Origin of the sequence: Sorangium sp. So ce887, from assembly GCF_051521455.1 — a bacterium.
GTDB lineage: Bacteria > Myxococcota_A > Polyangia > Polyangiales > Polyangiaceae > Sorangium.
This window is the reverse complement of the sequence record NZ_CP150354.1, coordinates 1962652-1984917: the sequence shown is the minus strand read 5'-3', so window position 1 is coordinate 1984917 and position 22266 is coordinate 1962652. Positions and strand designations below refer to the sequence as shown.

Below are 22266 nucleotides of genomic sequence, written 5' to 3'. Positions count from 1 at the left end.
CCGCGAGCTGGGCTTGCGCTAGGTCGTCGCTCGATCGACGCGAACCAAAGCTCGAGGTTCTGCATGGAGCGCTCCCGGAAGGAAGGCGCGCCGACGAGACAGGCGGCGCCCGGTCGCGCCAACCCGTTGGAGGGTGGTTCACAGGCTGCTGCGCGGTCCGACAGGTCGATCAGCGCTCGACAGGGAGCAGGATCGCCGAGGGGTGCGTGGGGTCGTGGTAGATCGATTGATCTGAGGCGACGAGGCGCGTGGCGGTGGCGAGAGGCTCGCCGCTCCCGGTGTTGCGCGAGAAGCGCGGGTGGGCGCCGCTCGACACCTGCACGCGGATGCGGTGGCCGGGCTGGAAACGGTGGGCGGTCGGCCAGAGATCGATCTCGATCCGGCGCGTGCCGTCGGCCTCGGCGGGCGGGCTGCCGGGCGAGAGGCGGAGGATGCCGTCGGTGAGGTTGGTCGATTTCCCCGAGGGCGTCACGTCGCAGAGGCGCGCGAAGAAATCGGTGTGCTCCAGGCTGGAGGCGACGTGGAGGACGACCTTCACCGGGCCGATCACCTCCACCGCGCGATCGAGCCGCGCGCTCGTGTAGACGAGCACGTCGCCGCGCGTCGCCAGTGCTCGATTGTCCTTCGGACCCGCGTTCTGGCTGAGGCTGACGCCGCCCACCGAGGGCGTGGGATCCGCAGGATCGTAGCGATATCGATCCGGCTCGGCGGCGATCGGCGCGCGCGTGGAGAGGCCCCCCGCCGACTGCAGATACCAGCGCTCCTCCGCGTAGCCCGACGGCGGCCACTCGGCGAAATCCCGCCACTCGTTCGCGCCCATCACGAAGAGCCGCACCGGCAGATCGCGGAGCCCGCTGCGATCGCCGAAGAGGTGCGCGCGGAACCAGGCGATCGACTCGCGCATCGCCACGGACAGCCAGCGCTGATCGTTGTGCGTCCAGGGCCCGATCGTCAGGTGCGGCGATCGCCCCGCGCCGCGGAGGCGCTGGTAATCGGCGAGCGTCTGCGGCAGGAAGACGTCGTACCAGCCGCCGAGCATGTACACCGGCGCGCTCACCTCGCGGACGCGCTCGCTGAAATCCACGGGCTTCCACCAGGGATCGCCGGGCTGATCGTGCTCCAGCCACTCGCGCACGAACTTCGCCGGCTTGCCGATCACCTCGGTGTCCGCCTCGCGGAGCGGCAGGCGCGCGGCGCCGGCGCGCACGAGCTTCTCGGCCCTCATCATCGCGAGCGCCGCATGGATCACCGACTCCGAGGGATTGTGGACGATGTGCGTCCACGTCAACGCCGTGTCCAGCCAGAAGGATCCGCCCATGTACATGGGGCTGCGGAACTCGGAGCTGGTCACGTGCGTCGCCATCGCCTTCAGCTCCGGACCCGCGTCGGCGGCGATCGCCCACTGCACGAACCCCATGTAGCTCGCCCCGAAGGTGACCAGCTCGCCCGAGAACCACGGCTGCGCCTTGATCCACGCGAGCGTGGCGGCGCCGTCGGCCGGCTCGTTGCGGAACGGATCGAACTCCCCACCTGCGCCGTAGGTGCCCCGGCAGCTCTGCAGGAGCACCTGAAACCCTCGCTCCGCGAGCGGCCGCCCGAACAAGAGGCCGAAGAAGCCGGCCCGGCCATAGGGCGATCGCACCAGGATCGTGGGGCGCTTCGGGCCGCTGCGCGGGCGGTAATGGTCGGCGAGCAGCGTGACGCCGTCGGGCATGGGCACCGGGAGATCGCGCTCGACCACGATGTCGCGCGTCTCCGCCGGCGGGAGATCGAGGAGTCGTTCGAAGATGCGGCTAACGACGGTCATGGCCGGAAATTCAAGTCGCCCCCGGAGGGTGCGTCAATGGAGCGCGAGCGTCACCACCACCGTTCGATGATCGCTCGCGTCGCTCTCCGGCCCGGTGCGCGCGTCGATCGTGACCCGATCGGCGGAGTGGAAGACGTGATCGATCCGCACCAGCCACCGGGGCACGGGCACGCCGAGGATCACGGGTCGCCCCCTTGCCGCGCCCTGCGAGGCCGCCGAACGCGGCCCGGGCCGAACGACCTTCGAAGGGAGCGAGCGCGGCCGGGCGTCGCGCGGGGCCGCTCAATCGTCGAGCCGGAACGAGCCGAACGTCGGCTCGCCCGCGCGCCGGTAGGTGTTGACGACGACGCCCCGCCCGGTCGTGCGCGCGGCCTGGAGCTCGAAGGCCGTGGACGCGACGCGCTCGAAGAGGCGCTTGCCGGCGCCGAGCACGACCGGGGACGTGAGCACGTGCAGCGCGTCGACCAGGCGGTGCGAGAGCAGCGTCTGCGCGAGGCCCGCGCTGCCGTGCACTTGCACCTCGCGCTCGTAGCGTTGCTTCAGGCCGGCGACGCCGGCGACAACGTCGGGCTCGATCGTCGCGGGGCCCCACTCGGCGCGCCCGCCCGCGGCCGCCGCGCGGAGACGCCCGCCGGCGCTGCGGGGGAATGGGACGGGGACGCCAGGCCATCGCTCGTCATTTTGCATGGATAGAAAACGGCTTGCCATGAACGCGCGTTGACGGGCACCCCTGCAGTCGCCAGCATGTCGCCCATGACGGCGTAGGGAGGTGCGAAGCAACCGGCCCTCGCCACGGGAGCATCCAGGAATTGGGCGCGATGTTCGCGGGTGAGCTCCATGCGATGGAATTTCGTGTACCCCTACCGAGCGAAGCAGCCATGATGAAGATCAACATCAACGGATCCGTTCGCGAGATCGACGTCTCCCCAGACATGCCCCTGCTGTGGGTGCTCCGCGATGTGCTGGGGTTACCCGGCACCAAGTTCGGCTGTGGCATGGCCCAGTGCGGCGCCTGCACGGTCCAGCTCGACGGCAACCCGACCCGCTCCTGCGTTCTGCCGGTGTCGAGCGTCGGGGCGCGCACGGTGACGACGATCGAGGGCCTGTCGAGCGACGCATCGCACCCGGTGCAGCGGGCGTGGGCCGAGGCCGATGTCGTGCAGTGCGGGTACTGCCAGTCCGGTCAGATCATGACTGCAGCGGCCTTGCTCGAGAAGAAGCCCGATCCAAGCGATGCCGACATCCATGCTGCGATGTCACCCCACCTGTGTCGGTGTGGGACCTATGTTCGCATCCGCGAAGCGGTGCATCTTGCGTCGCGGCTCAAGCGAGGTGAGCGATGACCGTCACTCGACGAGGCTTCCTCAAGACGACCGCGGGCTCGGTGGCCGCGCTCGTCCTCAGCTTCTACGTTCCTGCGAGAGCCCGTGCCGCGCCGGACGCGGAGACGCTCCACCCGATGCCGAACGCGTTCGTGCGCATCGGAGCGGACGAGTCCGTGACCGTGCAGCTCGCGCGCGTCGAGATGGGCCAGGGGAACTGGACCGGGCTTGCGATGCTGATCGCCGAGGAGCTCGATTGTGACTGGTCGAAGGTACGACCGGAGCACGCGCCGGCGGCGCCCGTCTACGCCCATCCGCTGCTCAATATCCAGATGACTGGCGGATCGTCGGGGATGAAATACGAGTTCGATCGGTACCGCAAAGTCGGAGCGACCGCGAGGGAGATGCTGGTGCGCGCGGCCGCCAACCGGTGGAACGTCTCGCCGGCGGCGTGCAGAACCGAAAATGGGGTGGTCCTCCACGGCGAAGATCGCCTGACCTACGGCGAGCTCGCTGCGGATGCGATGGAATTGACCCCGGCGGAGGAGGTGGCGCTGAAGGAGCCGAGGGACTGGAGGCTGATTGGCACCAAAGTGCGCCGCCTCGATACCCCGGAGAAGATCACCGGCAAGGCGCAGTTCGGGATGGACGTGAGCTTCCCCGGGCTGCGCACGGCCATGGTGCTCCGCCCGCCGGCCTTCGGTTCCAGGCTCGTGAGGTTCGACGCTGCGGCAGCCCTGAGGGTGCCCGGCGTCGAGAAGGTCGTCCCGACGGCGAACGGCGTCGCCGTCGTCGCCGCGCATTTCTGGGCCGCCAAGCTCGGGCGCGATGCGCTTCACGTCGTGTGGACACGGCCCGACGGCGGTGGCGTGGACACCGTCGAGCTCCTCGCCGATTTTCACGCGATGGCCAGGACGCGTGGCACGACCGCTGTCGAGGTGGGCAACGTCGATGCGGGGGTGGCCGCCGCGGAGACGCGATTCGAAGCGGAGTACGAGGTGCCGTACCTCGCGCACGCCCCGATGGAGCCGCTCAACTGTACGGTGAAGATCGAGGGCGATCGCTGCGAGATCTGGACTGGCACGCAGTTGCAGACGCTGGACCAGAACGCAGCGGCGAACCTCCTCGGAACCGCTCCCGACAAGGTGGTGCTCCACACGCCGTTCCTCGGCGGGGGCTTCGGTCGGCGCGGCGTCTTCACGTCGACCTTCGTCTCAGAGGCTGTCCTCGTCGCGAAGGCCGCCGGGGTTCCGGTGAAGGTCGTGTGGACGCGCGAGGACGACATCCGCGGCGGCTATTACCGCCCCGCCTTCGTCCACCGGGTCCAGGTCGGCGTCGGCGGGCGCGGCGTGCCGGTCGCCTGGGATCACGTGCTCGTCGGCCAGTCGATCTTCACCGGCACCCCCCTTGAGGCGGTGGTGGTCCGGAACGGCATCGACGGCACCTCGGTCGAAGGAGTCGCCGGATCACCCTACCTGGAAGGGGTGCCGGCGCGGCGCGTGTCGCTGCACTCGCCGAGGACCGCGATCCCCGTGCAGCCCTGGCGCTCGGTCGGTCACTCCCACACCGCCTTCGCGATGGAGAGCGCGATCGACGAGCTCGCTCATGCAGCCGGACGAGATCCGCTCGAGTATCGCCTCGAATTGCTCGAGGACCACCCGCGGCACGCCAATGCGCTGATGCTCGCTGCCGAGAAGGCCGGCTGGGGCACCGCGCCTCCCCAGGGTCGCGCGCGCGGGCTCGCCGTGCACGAGTCGTTCGGAACCGTCGTGGCCGAGGTCGCCGAAGTCTCCATCGATAAGGGGCGTATCCGGGTCCATTCGGTCACCTGCACCGTCGATTGCGGCACGGTCGTGAACCCGCTCGCTGTCGAGGCGCAGATGCAGGGGAGCGTCGCTTTCGGCCTCACCGCGGCGCTTCACGGCAAGCTCACGCTCATCGATGGAAAGGTCCAGGAGAGCAACTTCCACGATTACGAGATACTCCGGATGTTCGAGATGCCGAGCGTCGCTGTCCACGTCGTCCCGAGCGACGCCGAGATGGGCGGTATCGGCGAGCCCGCCGTCCCACCCGTTGCGCCCGCCGTGGCCAATGCGGTGTTCGCGTTGACCAAGCAGCGGCTGCGCTCCCTCCCACTTCGCCTCGCCTAGGGGATTGACCATGATCCGGTCCTGCCTTGCTCTCGCCTTGTTCCTCGCCGCGTGCGGGGAAGAGACCGCCGGGGGGTCGCACGGCCCCTCCTCTCCCGGCGGCCACGAAGCCGGCCTCGCCGCGTTCGAAACCGTGCGCGGCGTCCTCCAACACCCCCGCTGTCAGAACTGCCACCCTGCCGGCGACGTGCCTTTACAGGGCAACGACAGCCACCCTCACAAGCAGCTCGTGAAGCGCGGGCCCACCGGCCACGGCATGGCCGGCGCCGAGTGCACGGCGTGCCACGGGCCGGCGAACCCGCCCGACAGCTACGGCGCTGCGGTTCCGCCCGGTGTCGTGAGCGGCTGGCACATGCCGCCGCCCGAGCTGCCGATGGTGTTCGTCGGTCTCGCCCCGGGCGCGCTGTGCGAGCAGATCAAGGACCCAGCGCGCAACGGCGGCAGGGACATGGCGGCGCTGCGCGCCCACCTCCACGACGACCCGCTCGTGCTCTGGGGTTGGGACCCTGGCTTTGGCCGCGAACCCGTGGCGACACCCCACGCCGAGTTCATCGCCGCGTGGGAGACCTGGGCCCGCGCCGGCGCGCCGTGCCCGGGAGGGTGATCTTGAACGAGATCGAGAGGATTGTGCGCGAGGCGGCGGCTCTGGTGGGAGGGGCACCAGATTCATCTGATGGATGACAGGACATGACGAGCGACACGCGAAAGCATCGACCGAACCGCCCGCCCCATCTCCTGGGCCCTGGCCGCGCGCAGGGTGCCGCGGGGCGGCGCGGCCTCAGAGCTCGCCCACCTGGCTGTGCTCGTAGAAATCAACCAGCGCTTGGCCGCTGCGGCTGAGGCCCGCTTGGGCATTGATGTAGGGCACCGCGTCTCGAATCGCCTTCATCGTCAGCTCGATGTTCTTGTGCGTCCCGACCACGAGGGCGGTGTGGTGCTCCACCGCCCGCTCGGGCTGCGTCAAATAGCGAAATAGCTCCTGAATGCGCGGGATCTGGATGCGGCCGCGAGTGCCGAAAGTGTCGATGCCTTCTTCGCTGACCCGGCCCACCCCGCCGTAGAGGAACACGCCGCCTTCGCGCGCGTTGGTGCAAGGTCTCAGAAAAGCGCAGGTGCCCGCCTTGAGCTCGCCGTCGACCGCGCCCCAGGTGTTCTCCGCGCCGATGTCGGCCTGGGTGGCCAGGATCTCCTGGCGGGTGATGCGGGCGCCGGGGCGCATCACGCTCTTCGCCCAAACGCCGCAGTGGAAGAGATCCACCTCCTCGCGCTCGTCATCGTACATGTTGTTCCAGTCGCCGAGCAGCGGCACGAGCCCGGAAGCGCACTGGAGCATGTACATCCCCATCCAGCCCGCGATGTCGGTTTCGCAGGCGGCGGGAATGAGCTTGTCCGAGAGCATGCTCATGCAGGTGCAGGGCATCACGCCCACCTCTCCACCAATCTGGTACTTCTGCATCTCCGTCCAACAGCGCACCGCGATGCCGTCGAGGTCATTCTCTTTCACGAAGCGATCGAAGACGACGCCCATCCGGGCGATCGCTTCCAGTGAGGCGCGCGGAACGTCAGCCGCTGCCATGTAGCCGGAGACCGCTTCCAGCTGAGTGGATAGCTCGCGCGGCGAGACCTTACGCATCTGTCGATCGAGCGCGATCAGCTCCAGGCCGACCGTGCTCAGGCCCATGTGCCCCAGCAGCTCGGTGGAGACGTTGGTGACCGTCTGGAACGCGTCGGGCCCCGAGCCCACCAACCCGAGGCGCACGCCGCGGCCCCGGCGACGGAACTTCGATGCCAGAACGCAGCTCGCGTAGAAGGCGTGGAGATCGTCCGCGAAGGCGGCCGAGCTCACGGCTTCGCAATGCTTGGACGTGAGGGTGTACGGGTAGCCGATGTGGCGGAGCGCGTTAGCGGCCGAAAAGCGCCCGCACGCCCCGTCCCGCCGGCCCTTCTGTCCCATGCGTCCCAGACCGCGCACGTCAGGCTCGGTGTGCAGCAGCACCGGCACATCGAGGTCGGCCAGCCGCAGAAAGTCCCGAATCCCGTTTTCATCGGAAAAATTGTACATCGAGCAGATGACGCCAATGGCCCCGCCGCCGTCGGGAGTGCGGCGGTACTGTTGGGCGACGCCCGCGGCCGCGCGCGCGTCGGCGTAGGTTTCGACGTTGCCGAGCTCGACGTAGCGCACGCGCCCGCCGAGCACATGGCCCACAGCCGATTGGGTGGCTTTCGCTCCGTCCTCCGCAAACTCCGTCGGAAAGAAGCCCCGGTTGCCCATGAAGCCCAAAATCACCGGTTCACTCTGTGTCATCGCTGTCTCCTGGAGCAGGCGGTCTTGAACCAGAATGGTCTGGTGGATCCGTAGAATCGCTGCCATGGCTCCCTCGCGCGCGGGGGACCGCAAACACCGACCGCGTATTCCGCTTCAATACTATGCATGTCCGTGCTAGCGTCAACAGCTAATCCGAATTAGCTAAAGGGAGCGCGAGCTTGAACGATCCCCCCGACCCCGACCCCCCGCACGTGCCCGGTCTGCGTCCGATCCGTATGAAGGACATCGCCGAACGCCTGGGGTTGTCCCAGACCACGGTGTCTCACGTCCTGACGGGCAAGCATGCGAAATTTCGCATCAGCGCCGCCACGGTGGAGCGGGTCTGGACGCTGGCCCAGAAGCTGGGTTACCGGACCAACGCCATGGCCCAGGCGTTCCGGGAGCAAAAATCGTACGCGATCTCCCTCGCCGTCGAAGACCTGTCGAACCCGATCTGGGCCGGGATAGCCGTCGGCGCCGAGCGCGAGGCCGAGCTCCACGGCTACGCCCTCGTGGTGAGCCACCTGGCCGGTAACGCAGGGCGCCAGCGTCGCGCGTTGCAGCTCTTGCACGAGTCCCGGGTGGATGGACTCATCGTGTCCCCGGTTTCCGGAGGGGATTGCGATCTCATCGCGGCGCACAAGCAGGGACTGCCCTTTGTGCAGATCGACCGGGCGGTCCCGGACCTCGACGTGGCGTGCGTGCGCACCGATCACGCCGCCGGTTCGGTGCTGGCGCTCCGCCACCTTCTCAGGCACAAGGATCGGTCGCTCGTCTACATCGGCGGCCCGCTCGACATCCCCACCTACCGACATCGTCTCGACGGGTTCCGGGCGGAGTTGACGCGGAGCGGCGTCAAGGCGGCGGCCATCGAGGAGTTGAAGGAGGCCACCCCGGAAGAGGCCGAGACGCGCATGGTCGAGCTTCTCCAGCGGCTGCGTGGACCTCTGGCCGTCTACGCAGCAAATTTCTGCACCACTGTCGGGACCCTGCGGGCCATCCGCGCCGCCGGCCTCTCCGTGCCCGACGAGATCGACGTCGTCGGATTCGATGACATCCTGATGGCCGATCTCTTGCGCTATCCCGTCGCGACCGTCGATCAGGACGTCGGCGCGATAGGACGCGAAGCGGTCCGGCTGCTCCTTGAAAGGCTGGCGGGCGCCAAGGTCGCGCGAGAGGTTTTGCTCCCCCCTCGCCTCACCACGCGAACAGCGGACGTGCCGCGCAGCGAGAGGCGAGCTCGCGCGCGGTGAGCCGACCGCTCACCGGATCAATCTCGGCGATCCAAGAGCGGCGGTCCCGGAAAGAACAAGGGCCTGCGGCTGCAAGCTCAGTCGATCGAGCAGAGCGCTCAAGCCCTTGACCTCAGGGCTGCCTCATCGTCTGTTTCTGGCGGGACTGTTCCGCGGGGGCGAACCGTCGCGATCCGTCGCTTCCCCGGGGATCTGGGGAGAGCGTGACGACGGATCGCATCCCCTCGGGCGGCATGGACCCAAACCGGGTCCAACGGTCAAGCCCCGGGCCTGGGGAGCTCGCCATGACCGAGCCGTCGCTTCGGGCGGCCGTGATCGCCTCGCTCGCCAGCACCCTGAGCCGCGCCGTCGCCCTCGGGGATGAGGTGGCCGCCCGGATCGGTCACGAAGCGATCGGTCGGCTGCTCGGGCTGCCGGTGGCACCGGAGGGGTGAGCAAGCTCGGGCCGAACGTCGAGCCCGCCGCTCGGGTCGACTCAACTCCTCGTCCGTGGCGACCAGGCGACCCTCTGACGCTGGCGGAGGACCCGACTGACGCTGGCGGAGTTGGGGAGTGCGAGCGCACGCTTGCGGGTGTTCGGGGCAATGGTACACGGGTTCATGATGGTCATGCGCACGCTCATTGCTGTTCCCTGCGCCGTGTCCCTCATGCTCGCGCTCGCCCCGGCGTTCAGCAGCGAGCCCGCCGCGTGCTCGGCAGATACGCTGACGTCGGCCGCCTCCGGGCTTCCCGATCACGATCCGGCGCTCGCCCGGAGGCTGGTCGCCTCCGGGGGCCTGTTGCTCGACGTGCGGACGGGCGAGGAGTATGCAAATCGCCATATCGAGGGCGCCGTCAGCATCCCCATAGGCGAGCTCAAGGGTCGCCTTGCAGAGATCGAGAGGCTCACGGGCAGCGACAAGCGCACGCCCATCGTCGTTTACTGCGCGTCAGGGAGGCGAGCGCAGCAGGCGAAGGACGTGCTCCTCGAGGCTGGTTACGAGCAGGTGACGAACCTCGGCGGAATCGACGACTGGAATCGAAGGTAGACACCCGGCGCTCGGCGGCAATCCGTCGCTCACGATCGGGGCCCTGGCCGAGATGGTTGCAGAGGGCATCCCCGGTAGGATGGCCACCGCGACACCGTGGGCCGGAAGCGATCGGCGTGCGATGCGGAGCGCCGGGCATCCCTCGCACGCTCGGCGCGCGCTGAGCAAAATGACCTCACTCGCGCGGCGATCGGCGGCGCTGGTCCACCGCGTGCATCGCGCTCGATCATGGCCGACAGGATCGTTTCGCGCGGGTTTCACGGTCGTCGCCAGCCGGCTGAAGCCGCCGGCCGCGTACCGCCCGGTCAGTATGTCGAGCGTGATTTCCCGGTGCTCTCGGCAGGGCCGACGCCGCGCACGCCGCTCGATCGCTGGGATTTTTCCGTCGACGGAGCCGTCGCCGCGCCCCGCCGCTGGACGTGGAGCGAGTTTCACGCGCTGCCGCGCGAGCTGATCACGCGCGACATCCACTGCGTCACGAAGTGGACGAAGCTCGACACGCACTGGCAGGGAGTTGCCGTCGATACGCTGCTCGCGGGCGTCGAGCTGCGCGGCGGCTACGTGCTCGCGTTCTGCGACGGCGGCTACACGACGAACCTGCCGCTCGAGGACGTGACCGGGGGCAAGGCATGGGTCGTCGACGCGTACGAGGGCCAGCCGCTGCCGCCCGAGCACGGCGGCCCGGCGCGCCTGCTCGTGCCGCACCTCTATTTCTGGAAGAGCGCGAAGTGGATCCGCGGGCTGCGCGTGCTCGACGAGGACGAACCGGGGTTCTGGGAGTCGCTCGGCTATCACAACCACGGTGACCCATGGCAGGAACAGCGCTACTCGGGCGACTGAGCTGGCAGGTCGGCGAGGTCATCGCGACGCACGCGGAGACCACGAGGACGCGCAGCATCACGTTCGCGATCGCGTCGTGGCCCGGCCACCGCGCGGGGCAGCACGTCGACGTGCGACTCACGGCAGAGGACGGCTACCAGGTCGAGCGCAGCTACTCGATCGCATCGCCGCCCGAGGACGGCCAGCGCATCACGCTCACCGTCGAGCGCATCGACGACGGCGAGGTCTCGCCATACCTCATCGACGAGCTGCGCGTCGGCGACCGGCTCGAGCTGCGCGGCCCGATCGGTGGCCACTTCGTGTGGGAAGTGCAGCTCGGTGGTCCGCTACTGCTCGTCGCGGGCGGCTCGGGCATCGCGCCGCTGATGGCGATGCTCCGCCATCGCGCGGCGGCGCGCAACGCGGTACCGGCGCGACTGCTCTATTCGGCGCGGTCGTACGAGGAGGTTGTTTATCGCGACGAGCTCGCGCGCATCGGCAGCGACGGCAGCGGGCTCGAGACGATCTACACGCTGACGCGGTCGCAGCCGGCCGACTGGACCGGCTATCGCCGCCGCATCGATACCGAGATGTTGCGCGAGGTCGCGTGGCCGCGCGATCGCCGTCCGCAGACGTTCATCTGCGGAGGGACCGAGTTCGTCGAGGCGGCCGCGGCGAGTCTAGTCGCGCTCGGCCACGAACCGGCCCGCATCAAGACCGAACGCTTCGGCCCGACAGGAGGCACGTGATGGAGAAACTGGATGGCAACGCGGCAGGCGGCATCCTGCACGCGATCTTTCCGTTCGAGATGACAACCGTCGAAGCCGTCTGCGCCGGCTGTGGCGGGCACCACGTGATGGCCACGGTAACGGTCTACAAGCACGGCATGGGCACGATCCTGCGCTGCCCGTCGTGTGACACGGTGCTGATCCGCGTCGCCGAGATCGAGGGACACTACTGGCTCGACATGCGCGGCGCGCGGGTGCTGCGGCTCTAGCGCTCCTCTGCCACCCTGCGCGCCTCGGCGGCACGGCACGAGCGGTGCCTCGCGATCGGCGGGGGCGCTTACCACGTGACATGCGAGCGCACCGCGCCGCCACGGTTGGCGCCGTGCCTACTGCTCCGGAAGGGCGTGGCCCTGGACCGCGAGAGAAACCGATCATGGACGCGAGCGATCTCCTGCCGATATCGACCTGGCTGCGTGCCGTGCTCTGGGGCTTTGTTGCAGGCGTGGGCCTGCCCGCCGGCGCGGCCGCCGCCCTGACGGGGCGGTTCCATCACCGCGGCGTGGCGCGGATGATGGCGCTCGGATCCGGCCTGCTGCTGGGCGTCGTCTCGATCCAGTTCACGCTCGAGGCCCAGCGGCGCTCGGGGGTCGCGCGCGCGACGCTGGCGCTCCTGGTCGGAGCTGCCCTCTTCTCCGGGATTAACCTCTGGTTGTCGCGCCGCGGCGCGGAGAACCGCAAGCGCTGCGGGGAGTGCGTGGCGCAGCCGACGGAGGCACGCGAGCCCGGGAGCGGGCACGCGATCGCTATCGGGACCCTCGTCGACGCGCTTCCGGAGGGGCTCGTCCTCGGCGTCGCGGTCGCGCGAGGGATGGCCCCAGCGCTCACGGTCGTGCTCGCCTTGTTCTTCGCCAACGTCCCCGAGGCACTCTCGGCGACCGCCGGCATGATCGCGGCCGGCCGATCGCGGCGCTACGTCCTCGCGCTGTGGACGGGGGCTCTGACGATCACGCCGGCGGCCGCCGTGCTCGGCGCGGTGCTGTTGACGGCGTCCCCACCGGCCGTAGAAGGCATGCTCGAGGCGTTCTCGGCGGGCGTCCTCTTCGTGATGGCGGCCGAGACGATGATCCCGGAGGCCTTCGAGCGCGCGCCCGCTTTCAGCGGAGCGATCGCGGTGCTCGGCTTCGCATCGATCGTTGCCCTCGCGGCCCTCTGACCGAGCGACGACGCGAGCCACTGCCCGCTGGACGCCCAGAGCAGGCCGAATGTACATCCCATATTCCTGTGCCAATCAGCGCACGCGGCGTGGCCGTACGGTGGGACCGGTGATGCCGCGAGCCCTTCATCGCGGGCGACGCAGCGGCGGAGGGCGCCCCATCGGGCCACACCGGAGCCGCCCTCGGCGGCGAAACAGGCGGAAGCTACGAAAATCGCTACTGTTTCCGGCCGCTGCTCGTCATCGACCGGTGTTTCTGAGGGGATTTCTGACGCGCGGGACCAGCCGGGCCCCGTCCGCCGCCGGCCCGGCGCGGGCGCCCCTCCGCGCCGGCGGCGAACGCGCCTGGCCGGAGACGCCGCGGCGCCCTACGTTGACCGCCATGAAGACGCTCCGTGTCGATGTCTGGTCCGACATCGCGTGCCCGTGGTGCTACGTCGGCAAGCGCCGGCTCGAGGCCGCGCTCGCCAGGTTCCCGCGCCGGGATGCGGTCGAGGTCGTCTGGCGCGCGTTCGAGCTGGACCCTGCCGCGAAGCGCGTCCAGGACGCGGAGGTCTCCTATGCCGAGCGGCTCGCGAGGAAGTACGGCGCGTCCGTCGCCAAGGCCGAGGGCATGATCCGGCAGATGACCGAGGTGGCCGCGGCGGACGGGCTCGAGCTCCACTTCGAGAAGGTCCGGCCCGGCAACACCTTCGACGCGCACCGCGTGCTGCACCTCGCGGCCGAGCGGGGCGTGCAGGACGCGGTGAAGGAGCGGCTGCTCCGGGCCTACATGACCGAGGGCGAGGCGATCGGCGAGCCCGAGGTGCTCGCGCGCCTCGCCGGCGAGGCGGGGCTCGACCCGGCCGAGGTCCGCGAGGCGCTCGCGGGCGACGCGTTCACGCGCGAGGTGCGGGCCGACGAGGCCGAAGCGCGCGCCATCGGCATCACGGGCGTCCCCTTCTTCGCGGTCGGCGGGCGGTACGGCGTCTCCGGCGCGCAGCCGGCCGAGGCCCTCCTCGGCGTGCTGCAGCGGGCGTGGGACGAGGCGGCCGACGAGCCGGACGCGCCGGACGCGCCCAACCAGGCGCTCGCCGAGGAGGCGGCCTGCGGCCCGGACGGGTGCGCGTGAGCCGCCGGGCGTGATAGAGCTGCCGGCCGATGTCGATTCAATGGTATCCCGGCCACATGACCAAGGCTCGGCGCACGATCGCCGAGTCGATGCCGTCGCAGGACATCGTCATCGAGGTGCTCGACGCCCGCATGCCGCAGGCCAGCGAGAACCCCGTCGTGGCCGAGCTGCGCGGCCGGAAGCCGTGCATCAAGGTGCTCAACAAGAGCGATCTGGCGGACCCGGCCGTGACCCGGGCGTGGCTCCGCCATCTCGAGGAGGAGCCCCCGGCGCTCCTCGGTGAGCCCTCGCGTGAAGCCTCGCGTGAGGCGCCGCCCGGCGGCAAGGTGCTCGCGATCGCGATCTCCGCGACCCAGTCGGCCGAGGCGCGGCGCCGGATCCCGGAGCTCTGCAAGCGCCTCGTGCCCCCCAAGAACGGCCCAGGGAAGGTGGTGCGGGCCATGATCGTGGGGATCCCCAACGTCGGCAAGTCGACGCTCATCAACACGCTCATGGAGCGCAAGGTGGCCAAGGTCGGCGACGAGCCCGCGGTCACGAAGAGCCAGCAGCTCGTCACCTTGAAGAGCGGCATGGCCATCTCCGACAACCCGGGGATCCTCTGGCCGAAGATCGACGACGAGGCGGCCTCGTTCCGCCTGGCCGTGGGCGGGGCGATCCCCGACACGGCCATCGATTACCAGAGCGTCGCCCTCTTCGCGGCGGGGTACTTCCTGCGGCGCTATCCCGAGCTCCTCGTCGCCCGCTACAAGCTGAAGGAGCTGCCGGAGACGGCCGCCGCGCTGATCGAGGAGATCGGCCGCCGCCGCGGCTGCCTGCGCGGCGGCGGATCGGTGGACCTGCACAAGGCGTCGGACATCCTGGTCCACGACTTCCGCGCCGGGCGCCTCGGGCGCATCAGCCTGGAAGAGCCGCCGGGGCTGGAGCTGGAGTCGCCCTCGGGGATCGAAGAGAGCGCCTGAGCGGCGGCGCGGCGCGGCGCGCTCGACGGTCGCCGGCCGCGGCTACGCCGCCCTCCCCGTCGCGGCCTGCTTCGCCTGGACGATCGCGCGGGCGAACCAGAGGTACTCGTCCAGGAACCGCTCGGTCGACTTCACGACCTGCTCGCCCTTGAGCTGGAGCGACTCGTCGAACGCGTTCTGGACCTCCGAGACGAGCAGCTTCGTGGGCAGCGGGAAGGCCCCGAGGCTCAGGATCACGTGCTGCAGCTGGGTCGACGCGTTGATGCCCCCCAGCTTCCCCGCCGAGACCGCGACCACGCCGATCGGCTTTCTGCCGAACTCCTCCCAGAAATGGTCGATCGCGTTCTTCAGCACGCCCGAGAAGCTCCCGTGGTACTCCGGCGTCACGAACACGAGCGCGTCCGCCGCGTGCAGGCGCGCGCTCAGGGCCTGGACCCTCGCCTGGACCTGCGCGTTTCGGCCGGCGCGCGCCTCCAGGATCGGCAGCGGGTCATCGGCCAGATCGATCAGATCCGTCGCGACGCCCCGCTCCTGCAGCTTCTTCTCCAGGTGATGCGCGACCTTGTGCGACTGCCTTCCGACCCGCGTGCTGCCAAGCAAAATACCTATCTTCATGAGGGCTCCCTCCAGCCAGGAACGAACATGCCATCAGGGTAAGCTGGGGTGTCCATCGCGTCAGCTCGCGCTCCAACCTGTTGGATAGTGTCCAATCCGCCGTCTGGCCGCCTCGCCGCCTCGCCGTCAAGGCGCGCGCGCGCCCTCGCGGTCGGCCGGCGTCGCCCGGGCCGCGCGGCGCGGGCGACGTCGAGGGACCGCGCATGCTAGGCTCGCCGGTCGACGTGAACGCCTAGGATCTTCGACCGGCGACGGCCGGCGCCGCTATCCTGCCGGGCCGCGACGGCCGCCAGGCGGCGCCGCCGCGACGCCCCTCACCCCATCCACTCGACGAGGACCTCACTCCATGGCCGGAAGCAGCCTGCTCACCCTGATCGACGACATCGCCACCGTGCTGGACGACGTGGCCGTGCTGACCAAGGTGGCCGCCAAGAAGACCGCCGGCGTGCTGGGCGACGACCTCGCGCTGAACGCGCAGCAGGTGACCGGCGTCACCGCCGAACGCGAGCTGCCGGTCGTGCTGGCCGTGGCCAAGGGCTCGATGCTCAACAAGGTCATCCTGGTGCCGACGGCGCTGGCGATTAGCGCCTTCGTGCCCGCGGCCATCACCCCCCTGCTGATGATCGGCGGCGCCTTCCTCTGTTACGAGGGGTTCGAGAAGGTCGCGCACAAGGTGCTGCACTCCGAGCAGGAGGACGAGGCCCACCACGCCGAGCTGGTGCACGCGCTCACCGACCCGAAGATCGACCTCGTGGAGTTCGAGAAGGACAAGATCAAGGGCGCGGTGCGCACCGACTTCATCCTGTCGGCCGAGATCATCGCGATCACGCTGGGCACCGTGGCGGCGTCGCCGTTCGGCACGCAGGTCGCCGTGCTGACCGGCATCGCCCTGCTCATGACGGTCGGCGTCTACGGCCTGGTCGCCGGCATCGTCAAGCTCGACGACGCCGGCCTCCACCTGAGCCGCCAGGGCGATCGGCTCCAGCAGGCGCTGGGCCGCGGCATCCTGAAGGCGGCGCCCTGGCTGATGAAGGGCCTGTCGGTCGCCGGCACGGCGGCGATGTTCCTGGTCGGCGGCGGCATCTTGACGCACGGGGTGCCGTGGCTCCATCACCGCATCGAGGACATGACCCACGGCGTCGGCCCCGTGCTCGGCGCTGTGGTGCCGTCGCTGGCGAACGCCGTGGTCGGCGTCGCGGCCGGCGCGGTGGTGCTGGGCGTCGTGACCGCGGTGAAGCGGGCGCTCGGCCGCGACAAGCACGCCCCCTGAGGCCGAACATGACCCGCGAGCTCGCCTCGCTCCTCCTCGTCGCAGCGCCCGCCCTCGGCTGTACCGCGCCCGCGCCACGGCCGGCGGACGCCGCCCCCGGAGCGGCCGCCTCCCGGCCGCCGTCGCGCCCGGACGCCGCGCTCGACGATCCCGCGCGCCTCGAGAGCCGGTCCCGCCCGGGGGCGCGCACCGTGCCGCTCGAGGAGCTCTTCCGGTCGGTCTCGCTCGAGGGGGCGTGGGCGTCCCCCGACGGGAAGCGCGTCGTGTACAGCGGCAACGCGAGCGGCCGCTACAACCTCTGGATCGCCGACGTGGAGAGCGGTGCGGCTCGCCCGCTCACGAGGAGCGAGCAGCGCCAGACGAAGCCCGCCTTCTCCCCGGATGGCGCCTGGATCGCGTTTCAATCGGACACGGACGGCGACGAGCAATGGGACCTGTTCATCGTCCGGCCCGACGGCACCGAGCTCACCCACCTCACGGCGACCCCCGACGTCGCCGAGTCCGGCGCGCGCTTCTCCCCGGACGGCAAGACGATCGCCTGCATGGTGCGGCCCAGGACGTCGCCGTCGTCCGAGATCGCGCTCCTCGATGTCCAGAGCCGGCACCTCCGCCCGGTCACGACGGGCACACGGGCCGGGCTCAGCAACATCGCCCCGGTGTTCTCGCGCGACGGGAAGCGCCTCGCGTACACCGAGTCCGACGGCGCGCGGAAGAACAGCAATGTCTACGTCGTCGACCTCGCCACCGGGGCGCGCAAGCTGGTCACGCCGCACGAGGGAGAGCGCTCCTACCTCGCCGTCGACTTCTCCCCCGACGGCGCGAAGCTGCTCCTCGGCTCGAACGCAAGGAACGGGCGCGACGGCGTCGCCGTCCTCGATCTCGCGACGAACGCGCTCGACTGGATCGTGAGCGATGAATGGTCGAACCAACCGGGGGCGTTCTCGCCGGACGGACGCTTCGTCACGTTCTCTCATAACGCCGATGGCAACGCGGATCTCGCGATCGTCGATCGGAGCACCGGGGCTGTCCGCACGCTGCCCGCCGGGAAGGGGTTCAACGAGGTCCTCCCCGCGCCCAGCGCGTTCTCGCCCGACGGGTCCCAACTCTTCTTCTTCCACGAAGGCCCTGACGGCCCCCGCGGGGTGTGGGTCCACGCGTTCGCGACGGGGGCGTCCCGCCGGGTGACGCGCGCGCTCTCGGAGAGCATCGACCCTGCGGATCTCGTGCACCCGGAGCTCGTGCATTACCGGAGCTCGGACGGCCGACTCACGATCTCCGCGTTCGTCTATGTGCCCTACAACCTGCCGCGCGACGGGCGCAGCGCCGCGATCACCTACGTGCACGGGGGCCCGACGTCGCAGTTCGCCAACAAGTGGAACCCCGGGATCCAGCACCTCGTCCACCAGGGATACGTGGTGATCGCGCCGAATTTCCGCGGCTCGACGGGCTATGGCGACGAGTTCGCGTTCGCGAACCGGTTCGACTGGGGCGGCGGCGACCTCGACGACGTGCGCGACGCCGCGGCGTGGGTGGCGCGCACCGGGTTCGTCGATCCGAAGCGCCTCGTGATCATGGGCGGGAGCTACGGCGGCTACATGGCCCTGATGGGGGTCGCCAAGCAGCCGGAGACGTGGGCCGCTGCCGTCTCCATCGTCCCCTTCGTGAACCTCTTCACCGAGTTCGCGACCGAGGACCCGGAGCTGCGCGAGTACGACCGGTTCATGATGGGCGATCCCGAGAAGAACCGCGCGCTCTGGCTCGACCGGTCGCCGATCCACTTCGTCGATCGCATCCGCGCGCCGGTCCTGCTCCTCGCCGGGGGCAAGGACCCGAGCGATCCGCCCACCGAGGCCATCCAGATGGCGGAGGCGATCCGGAAGCGCGGCGGCGTCGCGGAGCTCACGATCTACCCGGACGAGGGGCACATGTTCTCGAAGACCGAGACGCGGATCGACGCCCAGCGGCGCATCGCCGGGTTCCTGCAAACTCACGTGCAGGAGGGCGCACCGCCGCGGTGATCAGCCCTGTTCCGGCCGCACCAGGGCCGCGAGCAGCCTGTCGAGGGCCGCGGCCGGGTCGGCGCCGAGGCCGACGTGGACGCGCGAGGGCTGGACGATGGTGCTGGCCGGCGACACCACCCAGCCGAAGCGCTCGGCCTGGGGGAGCCCGGCGACGTGCCCGCACGCCGGATCGCCGGCGCAGACGCGGCGGATGAAGTCGAGGTGGCCGCGGACCGCCTCGAGGTCGAGATCGGGCCAGAGGGCGAGCAGGCGCCGCTCGTCGGGCTCGAGGCGCGCGTCGAGGAAGCCCCGGGCGCGGCAGAAGAGGACCACCCCGACGTTGACGCGCTCGCCGCGCTCCACGCGCGGGACCACGCGCAGCACGGCGTAATCGAAGGGGTCGGCCCCCGCGCGGGCAGGCGGAGGGCTAGCGCCGGGCTCGAGCATCGAGCGCCTCCTCGACGAAGCCCCGCGGCGACGCGAGGCGGCGGGTCAGGTAGGCGGCATACGCCGCGCGCCGCGCCGCCGCGACCGGCGCGTCCTGCGGCCCGGGCTCGTCCACCGGGTCGGACGAGAACGCCGAGCGCCGCTCTCCGGCGAGCCGGACCGGGGGCGCCTGCTCGACCAGCCACGCGTCCGGGATCGCGGCGACGATCTCCGCGATGCGCTCGGGGGTGAGCCGGGCGCTCAGCGCGGCGTCGGCCGCGGCGAGGTCGCCGGCGAACGGCAAGAGGACGTGGTTCCCGATGAGCGGGAAGCGGTCGGGGGCGTCGGCGAGCGGATCGGTCGCGTCGGTCCAGGCGTGGTGGACGTAGAGCGCCGCGCCGTGGTCGATCAGCCAGAGGCGGCGGTGCCACAGGAGCAGGTTCGGGTTCTTGGGCGTCCGGTCCACGTTGCTCACGAAGGCGTCGAACCAGACGACGGCCGCCGCAAGCCCAGGGTCGAGCGCCGGGCCGGCGAGCGGATGGAAGGCGAGCGACCCGGGCAGGTAGTCGAGGGCGAGGTTCAGGCCGGCGCTCACCGAGAGCAGGTCCGAGAGCTCGGGGTCCGGCTCGGCGCGCCCGAACTCGGGGTCGAGCTCCATGAGCACGATCTCCGGCACCGGCAGCCCGAGCGCGCGCCCGATCTCCCCCGCGACGAGCTCCGCGATGAGCGCCTTCGGCCCCTGGCCGGCGCCGCGGAACTTCAGCACATAGAGCCCGTCGTCGTCGGCCTCGACGAGGGCCGGCAGCGACCCGCCCTCACGGAGCGGGGTGACGTAGCGGGTCGTGCGGACGGTTCGGATCATGCGGGACCTTGGCCACGTGGAGGACTGCGCCCCTCGGGTCAGGCGGCGGTAGTTGACGACATCTCGGCGCTCGATGCCAGCGCGTCGCCGCCGCGCGCTGGTCCGGTGGCTCGCAAGGCGACGCCGCGGCCAGCACCGACAGCAGGCGCGCATTGACGTTACGTGAAACGGGGAAGCTGGGTCGAGCTGGGTCGCACCGGAACGCGCGCCCTCGATGATCGATGAGGCCGGCCGGGCGCTCGCTCCGCGCAGCTGCGCGAGAACGAGCGCCGCAGGCCGTCCTGGCTCACTCGCCGAGGTGATCCAGCCGCGATCCCAACACGGTCTGGTAGTCACCGAGCAGCAATCCCTCCAGCTCGGTCGTGAACTCGAACGGACCGATCACATGAATGACCTCGCCGCTCGCGCCGCCGGCGCCGCCCTCGCCGCTCGTGCCGCCAGCGCCGCCCTCGCCCGTCGCGCCACCGGCGCCGCCCTCGCCGCTCATGCCGCCGGCGCCGCCCTCGCCGCTCATGCCCCCGGCGCCGCCCTCGCCGCTCATGCCGCCGGCGCCGCCCTCGCCGCTCATGCCCCCGGCGCCGCCCTCGCCGCTCATGCCGCCGGCGCCGCCCTCGCCGCTCATGCCGCCGGCGCCGCCCTCGCCCGTCGCGCCACCGGCGCCGCCCTCGCCGCCAGCGCCGCTCGTGCCGCCGGACCTCGTGACGGTGATGGAGTCGACGTAGACCACGGTCGGGTTGGCCCAGGGCCCCGCGCTACCTGCATCGACCTTGAGGCCGATGCGCCTCACCGCGGTCTTGTTGAACTTCACGTCCTCCGCAGCGGCCGCAGCGGCGGCATCGACGTCAATGGTGAGCTCCGTCCACTCGCCCAGGCTGCTGAAGTCCGTCCACGCCCAGGGGACGCCCACCCAGGCCTGTTCATCGTCGTTCCGTGCCTCTCCGTTCTGTACGAACGTCTGCACACCACCGCCAGTGGCGGCGTGGGCCTTCAAACGGAACGTGACGGTGGCGCCGGTCAGGTCGACGAGCTCCGGGATGTCGAACTGGAACAGCGTCCCTGTGGTGGCCGCGGTGAGCGGCACGGCCAGCCGGGCGCAACCCGAGCAGCTCTCGTCCGGACCAGGACCGATGTCCGGAGCGGCGCCCCCGCCTCCTTCGTTCGTGCCGCCCTCGCCGCCCACGCCCTCGCCACCTTGGCCGCCCTCGCCGCCCACGCCCTCGCCGCCCACGCCCTCGCCACCTTGGCCGCCTTCGCCGCCCTCGCCGCCGACCCCAGTGCTGGTCGAGCTCCCGGGGCCGCTCGTCGAGCTCGTCGACGTGCTGGAGGAGGTGCCCCCGCCGCTGCCGCCGTCACCGTCGTCGCCGCAACCCGTCAACGCGAACGCGCCGGTCACCAATCCACATAGCGCCAAAGAAAGTACTGATCTCATCGCATCCTCTCCATGTGTCCCACGCGGGGCCGCGCGGCTGAGATCGCCGTTCGCCGTACCTGCTCTTGCCGTACCCGAGCTCTCTCCGAACCCGCCGCGCGGGCGCGACGTTATCCCGAAGCCGGAATTTTCTCAACGGCGCAGGTGGACTTTTCCGACATGCAGCCCTCGGCGCGCCGGACGATCACCGATCGTCGGCCTCGCCGCCAGCGCGGGAGATGCACCGGAGCACCGGCGAAGGAAGGCTGGCCAGGAGTTCGGACCGGGCGCAGCGCTGTGCGCAGCTCGACCGGCGCCGGGGGACGACGAGCGCTCAGGCGTGCTCGACGTTCTGCATCGGACCGCCGGCCGGCCCGGCCCAGACGTCGACGGACCCGGCGGCCGGCGCGGAGAAGGCGCCGCGCTGCGCGGCGGGCTGGCCGGGTGGCGCCGCGCCGATGTCCCCGCCGACCACGCCGATCTCCGCGTCGAGCGCGGCGTCCCGCTGCGCCTCCCGCTGCCGATCGCGCGAGACGACCACCTCCGCGACCGTCCCGACGAGCGTGCCGATCACCGAGCCGGCGACAGCCCCGGTCGGGCCGGCGATCGCGCCCACCGCCGCGCCCGCCGCGGCCCCCGCGAGGGCCCCAGCAGCGGCCTTCGCCAGGGCGGAGGCGCGCGGAGGGACGCCCGCGGGCAACGGCTCATCGCCCCGGCGGCGCGCCTCAAGGTCGTTCTCGACAGCATCAAAACCAGTGTCGTGCATGACAATCATCCTCGCAGAGACCGGAGCCGCCCGCCTCGCGGGGACCGCTCGCGGCGGCCCCCGTCATCTCCGTGGTCGTCCGTTCTCTGCGCGGTCAAAGCACGCACCGTGCCGCCTGGGCCTCGCCGGGGGAGCTGCGCCCACCGCCGCGCGATCCTGCGCCCTTTGCGCCGCTGCACCGCGCACGCATGGCGCATTTCGCCTCAGCGAGCGCATCGATGTGC

23 protein-coding genes are annotated in these 22266 nt (G+C 70.7%); 14 read left to right on the top strand and 9 right to left on the bottom strand.

Translation table 11 applies throughout. From position 1 onward, the window contains the following. Positions 1-169 precede the first annotated feature (169 nt). From WMF36_RS07560 to WMF36_RS07550, 3 genes are all read right to left on the bottom strand, one after another. A complete protein-coding gene (locus WMF36_RS07560) occupies positions 170-1807 on the bottom strand; it encodes a CocE/NonD family hydrolase (protein WP_437578930.1) in 1638 nt (545 codons plus the stop codon). 33 nt (positions 1808-1840) lie between these two features. Next, positions 1841-1990, bottom strand: coding sequence for a hypothetical protein (locus WMF36_RS07555; protein WP_437578928.1), 150 nt, complete (start codon positions 1988-1990; stop codon positions 1841-1843). Between the two features lie 99 nt (positions 1991-2089). Beyond that, on the bottom strand, positions 2090-2494 hold the full coding sequence (locus WMF36_RS07550) for a dihydrofolate reductase family protein (RefSeq protein ID WP_437578926.1): 405 nt from the start codon (positions 2492-2494) through the stop codon (positions 2090-2092). A gap of 194 nt (positions 2495-2688) precedes the next feature. Here WMF36_RS07550 and WMF36_RS07545 point away from each other — a divergent pair, with 194 nt between their 5' ends. The 3 genes from WMF36_RS07545 to WMF36_RS07535 are packed head-to-tail and all read left to right on the top strand — an operon-like array spanning position 2689 to position 5883. Continuing rightward, a complete protein-coding gene (locus WMF36_RS07545; protein ID WP_437581865.1) occupies positions 2689-3150 on the top strand; it encodes a (2Fe-2S)-binding protein in 462 nt (153 codons plus the stop codon). Further along, complete coding sequence (locus WMF36_RS07540) at positions 3147-5279, top strand: molybdopterin cofactor-binding domain-containing protein (RefSeq protein WP_437578924.1); 2133 nt, start codon at positions 3147-3149, stop codon at positions 5277-5279. The genes WMF36_RS07545 and WMF36_RS07540 overlap by 4 nt, the downstream gene beginning before the upstream one ends. 10 nt (positions 5280-5289) lie before the next feature. Continuing rightward, positions 5290-5883, top strand: coding sequence for a hypothetical protein (locus tag WMF36_RS07535; protein WP_437578922.1), 594 nt, complete (start codon positions 5290-5292; stop codon positions 5881-5883). Between the two features lie 174 nt (positions 5884-6057). On the opposite strand, the gene WMF36_RS07530 is transcribed toward WMF36_RS07535, so the two are convergent. Then, positions 6058-7650 (bottom strand): L-fucose/L-arabinose isomerase family protein, encoded by a 1593-nt coding sequence (locus WMF36_RS07530; RefSeq protein WP_437578921.1) that lies wholly within the window; start codon positions 7648-7650, stop codon positions 6058-6060. A gap of 113 nt (positions 7651-7763) precedes the next feature. Here WMF36_RS07530 and WMF36_RS07525 point away from each other — a divergent pair, with 113 nt between their 5' ends. The 9 genes from WMF36_RS07525 (at position 7764) to WMF36_RS07485 (ending at position 14695) form a co-directional block, all read left to right on the top strand. Further along, a complete protein-coding gene (locus WMF36_RS07525) occupies positions 7764-8837 on the top strand; it encodes a LacI family DNA-binding transcriptional regulator (RefSeq protein WP_437578920.1) in 1074 nt (357 codons plus the stop codon). A gap of 284 nt (positions 8838-9121) precedes the next feature. Further along, positions 9122-9271 carry a hypothetical protein gene (locus WMF36_RS07520; protein WP_437578919.1) on the top strand — a complete coding sequence of 50 codons (150 nt, stop codon included), beginning with the start codon at positions 9122-9124 and terminating at the stop codon, positions 9269-9271. 174 nt (positions 9272-9445) lie between these two features. Then, positions 9446-9865 (top strand): rhodanese-like domain-containing protein, encoded by a 420-nt coding sequence (locus tag WMF36_RS07515; RefSeq protein ID WP_437578918.1) that lies wholly within the window; start codon positions 9446-9448, stop codon positions 9863-9865. Between the two features lie 228 nt (positions 9866-10093). Beyond that, positions 10094-10705 carry a sulfite oxidase-like oxidoreductase gene (locus tag WMF36_RS07510; RefSeq protein ID WP_437578917.1) on the top strand — a complete coding sequence of 204 codons (612 nt, stop codon included), beginning with the start codon at positions 10094-10096 and terminating at the stop codon, positions 10703-10705. Further along, positions 10675-11433 (top strand): ferredoxin reductase, encoded by a 759-nt coding sequence (locus tag WMF36_RS07505; RefSeq protein WP_437578916.1) that lies wholly within the window; start codon positions 10675-10677, stop codon positions 11431-11433. Before WMF36_RS07510 ends, WMF36_RS07505 begins: the two co-directional genes overlap by 31 nt. Further along, on the top strand, positions 11433-11681 hold the full coding sequence (locus tag WMF36_RS07500) for a DUF6510 family protein (protein ID WP_437578915.1): 249 nt from the start codon (positions 11433-11435) through the stop codon (positions 11679-11681). Before WMF36_RS07505 ends, WMF36_RS07500 begins: the two co-directional genes overlap by 1 nt. Positions 11682-11845: 164 nt before the next feature. Next, the gene (locus WMF36_RS07495; RefSeq protein ID WP_437578914.1) at positions 11846-12625 is read left to right on the top strand and encodes a ZIP family metal transporter; all 780 of its coding nucleotides are present in this window, start codon (positions 11846-11848) and stop codon (positions 12623-12625) included. Between the two features lie 382 nt (positions 12626-13007). Then, a complete protein-coding gene (locus tag WMF36_RS07490) occupies positions 13008-13736 on the top strand; it encodes a DsbA family oxidoreductase (RefSeq protein ID WP_437578913.1) in 729 nt (242 codons plus the stop codon). A gap of 29 nt (positions 13737-13765) precedes the next feature. After that, complete coding sequence (locus WMF36_RS07485) at positions 13766-14695, top strand: YlqF/YawG family GTPase (RefSeq protein WP_437578912.1); 930 nt, start codon at positions 13766-13768, stop codon at positions 14693-14695. Between the two features lie 42 nt (positions 14696-14737). Here the strand turns inward: WMF36_RS07485 and WMF36_RS07480 are convergent, their stop codons facing one another. Continuing rightward, on the bottom strand, positions 14738-15310 hold the full coding sequence (locus WMF36_RS07480; protein WP_437487799.1) for an NADPH-dependent FMN reductase: 573 nt from the start codon (positions 15308-15310) through the stop codon (positions 14738-14740). A gap of 346 nt (positions 15311-15656) precedes the next feature. On the opposite strand from WMF36_RS07480, the gene WMF36_RS07475 reads away from it, so the two are divergent. Next, positions 15657-16580, top strand: coding sequence for a DUF808 domain-containing protein (locus WMF36_RS07475; protein ID WP_437578911.1), 924 nt, complete (start codon positions 15657-15659; stop codon positions 16578-16580). 8 nt (positions 16581-16588) lie between these two features. Next, a complete protein-coding gene (locus WMF36_RS07470) occupies positions 16589-18598 on the top strand; it encodes a S9 family peptidase (RefSeq protein WP_437578910.1) in 2010 nt (669 codons plus the stop codon). Here the strand turns inward: WMF36_RS07470 and WMF36_RS07465 are convergent, their stop codons facing one another. The 4 genes from WMF36_RS07465 to WMF36_RS07450 form a co-directional block, all read right to left on the bottom strand. Beyond that, entirely contained in the window at positions 18599-19027 is a 429-nt protein-coding gene (locus tag WMF36_RS07465; RefSeq protein ID WP_437578909.1) for a DUF3037 domain-containing protein, read from the bottom strand. Beyond that, positions 19008-19868: a HipA family kinase gene (locus WMF36_RS07460; protein WP_437578908.1), complete on the bottom strand. Its 861-nt coding sequence runs from the start codon at positions 19866-19868 to the stop codon at positions 19008-19010. The genes WMF36_RS07465 and WMF36_RS07460 overlap by 20 nt, the downstream gene beginning before the upstream one ends. 286 nt (positions 19869-20154) lie before the next feature. Then, positions 20155-21261, bottom strand: coding sequence for a hypothetical protein (locus WMF36_RS07455; protein WP_437578907.1), 1107 nt, complete (start codon positions 21259-21261; stop codon positions 20155-20157). 349 nt (positions 21262-21610) lie between these two features. After that, complete coding sequence (locus tag WMF36_RS07450) at positions 21611-22042, bottom strand: hypothetical protein (RefSeq protein ID WP_437578906.1); 432 nt, start codon at positions 22040-22042, stop codon at positions 21611-21613. Positions 22043-22266 lie beyond the last annotated feature (224 nt).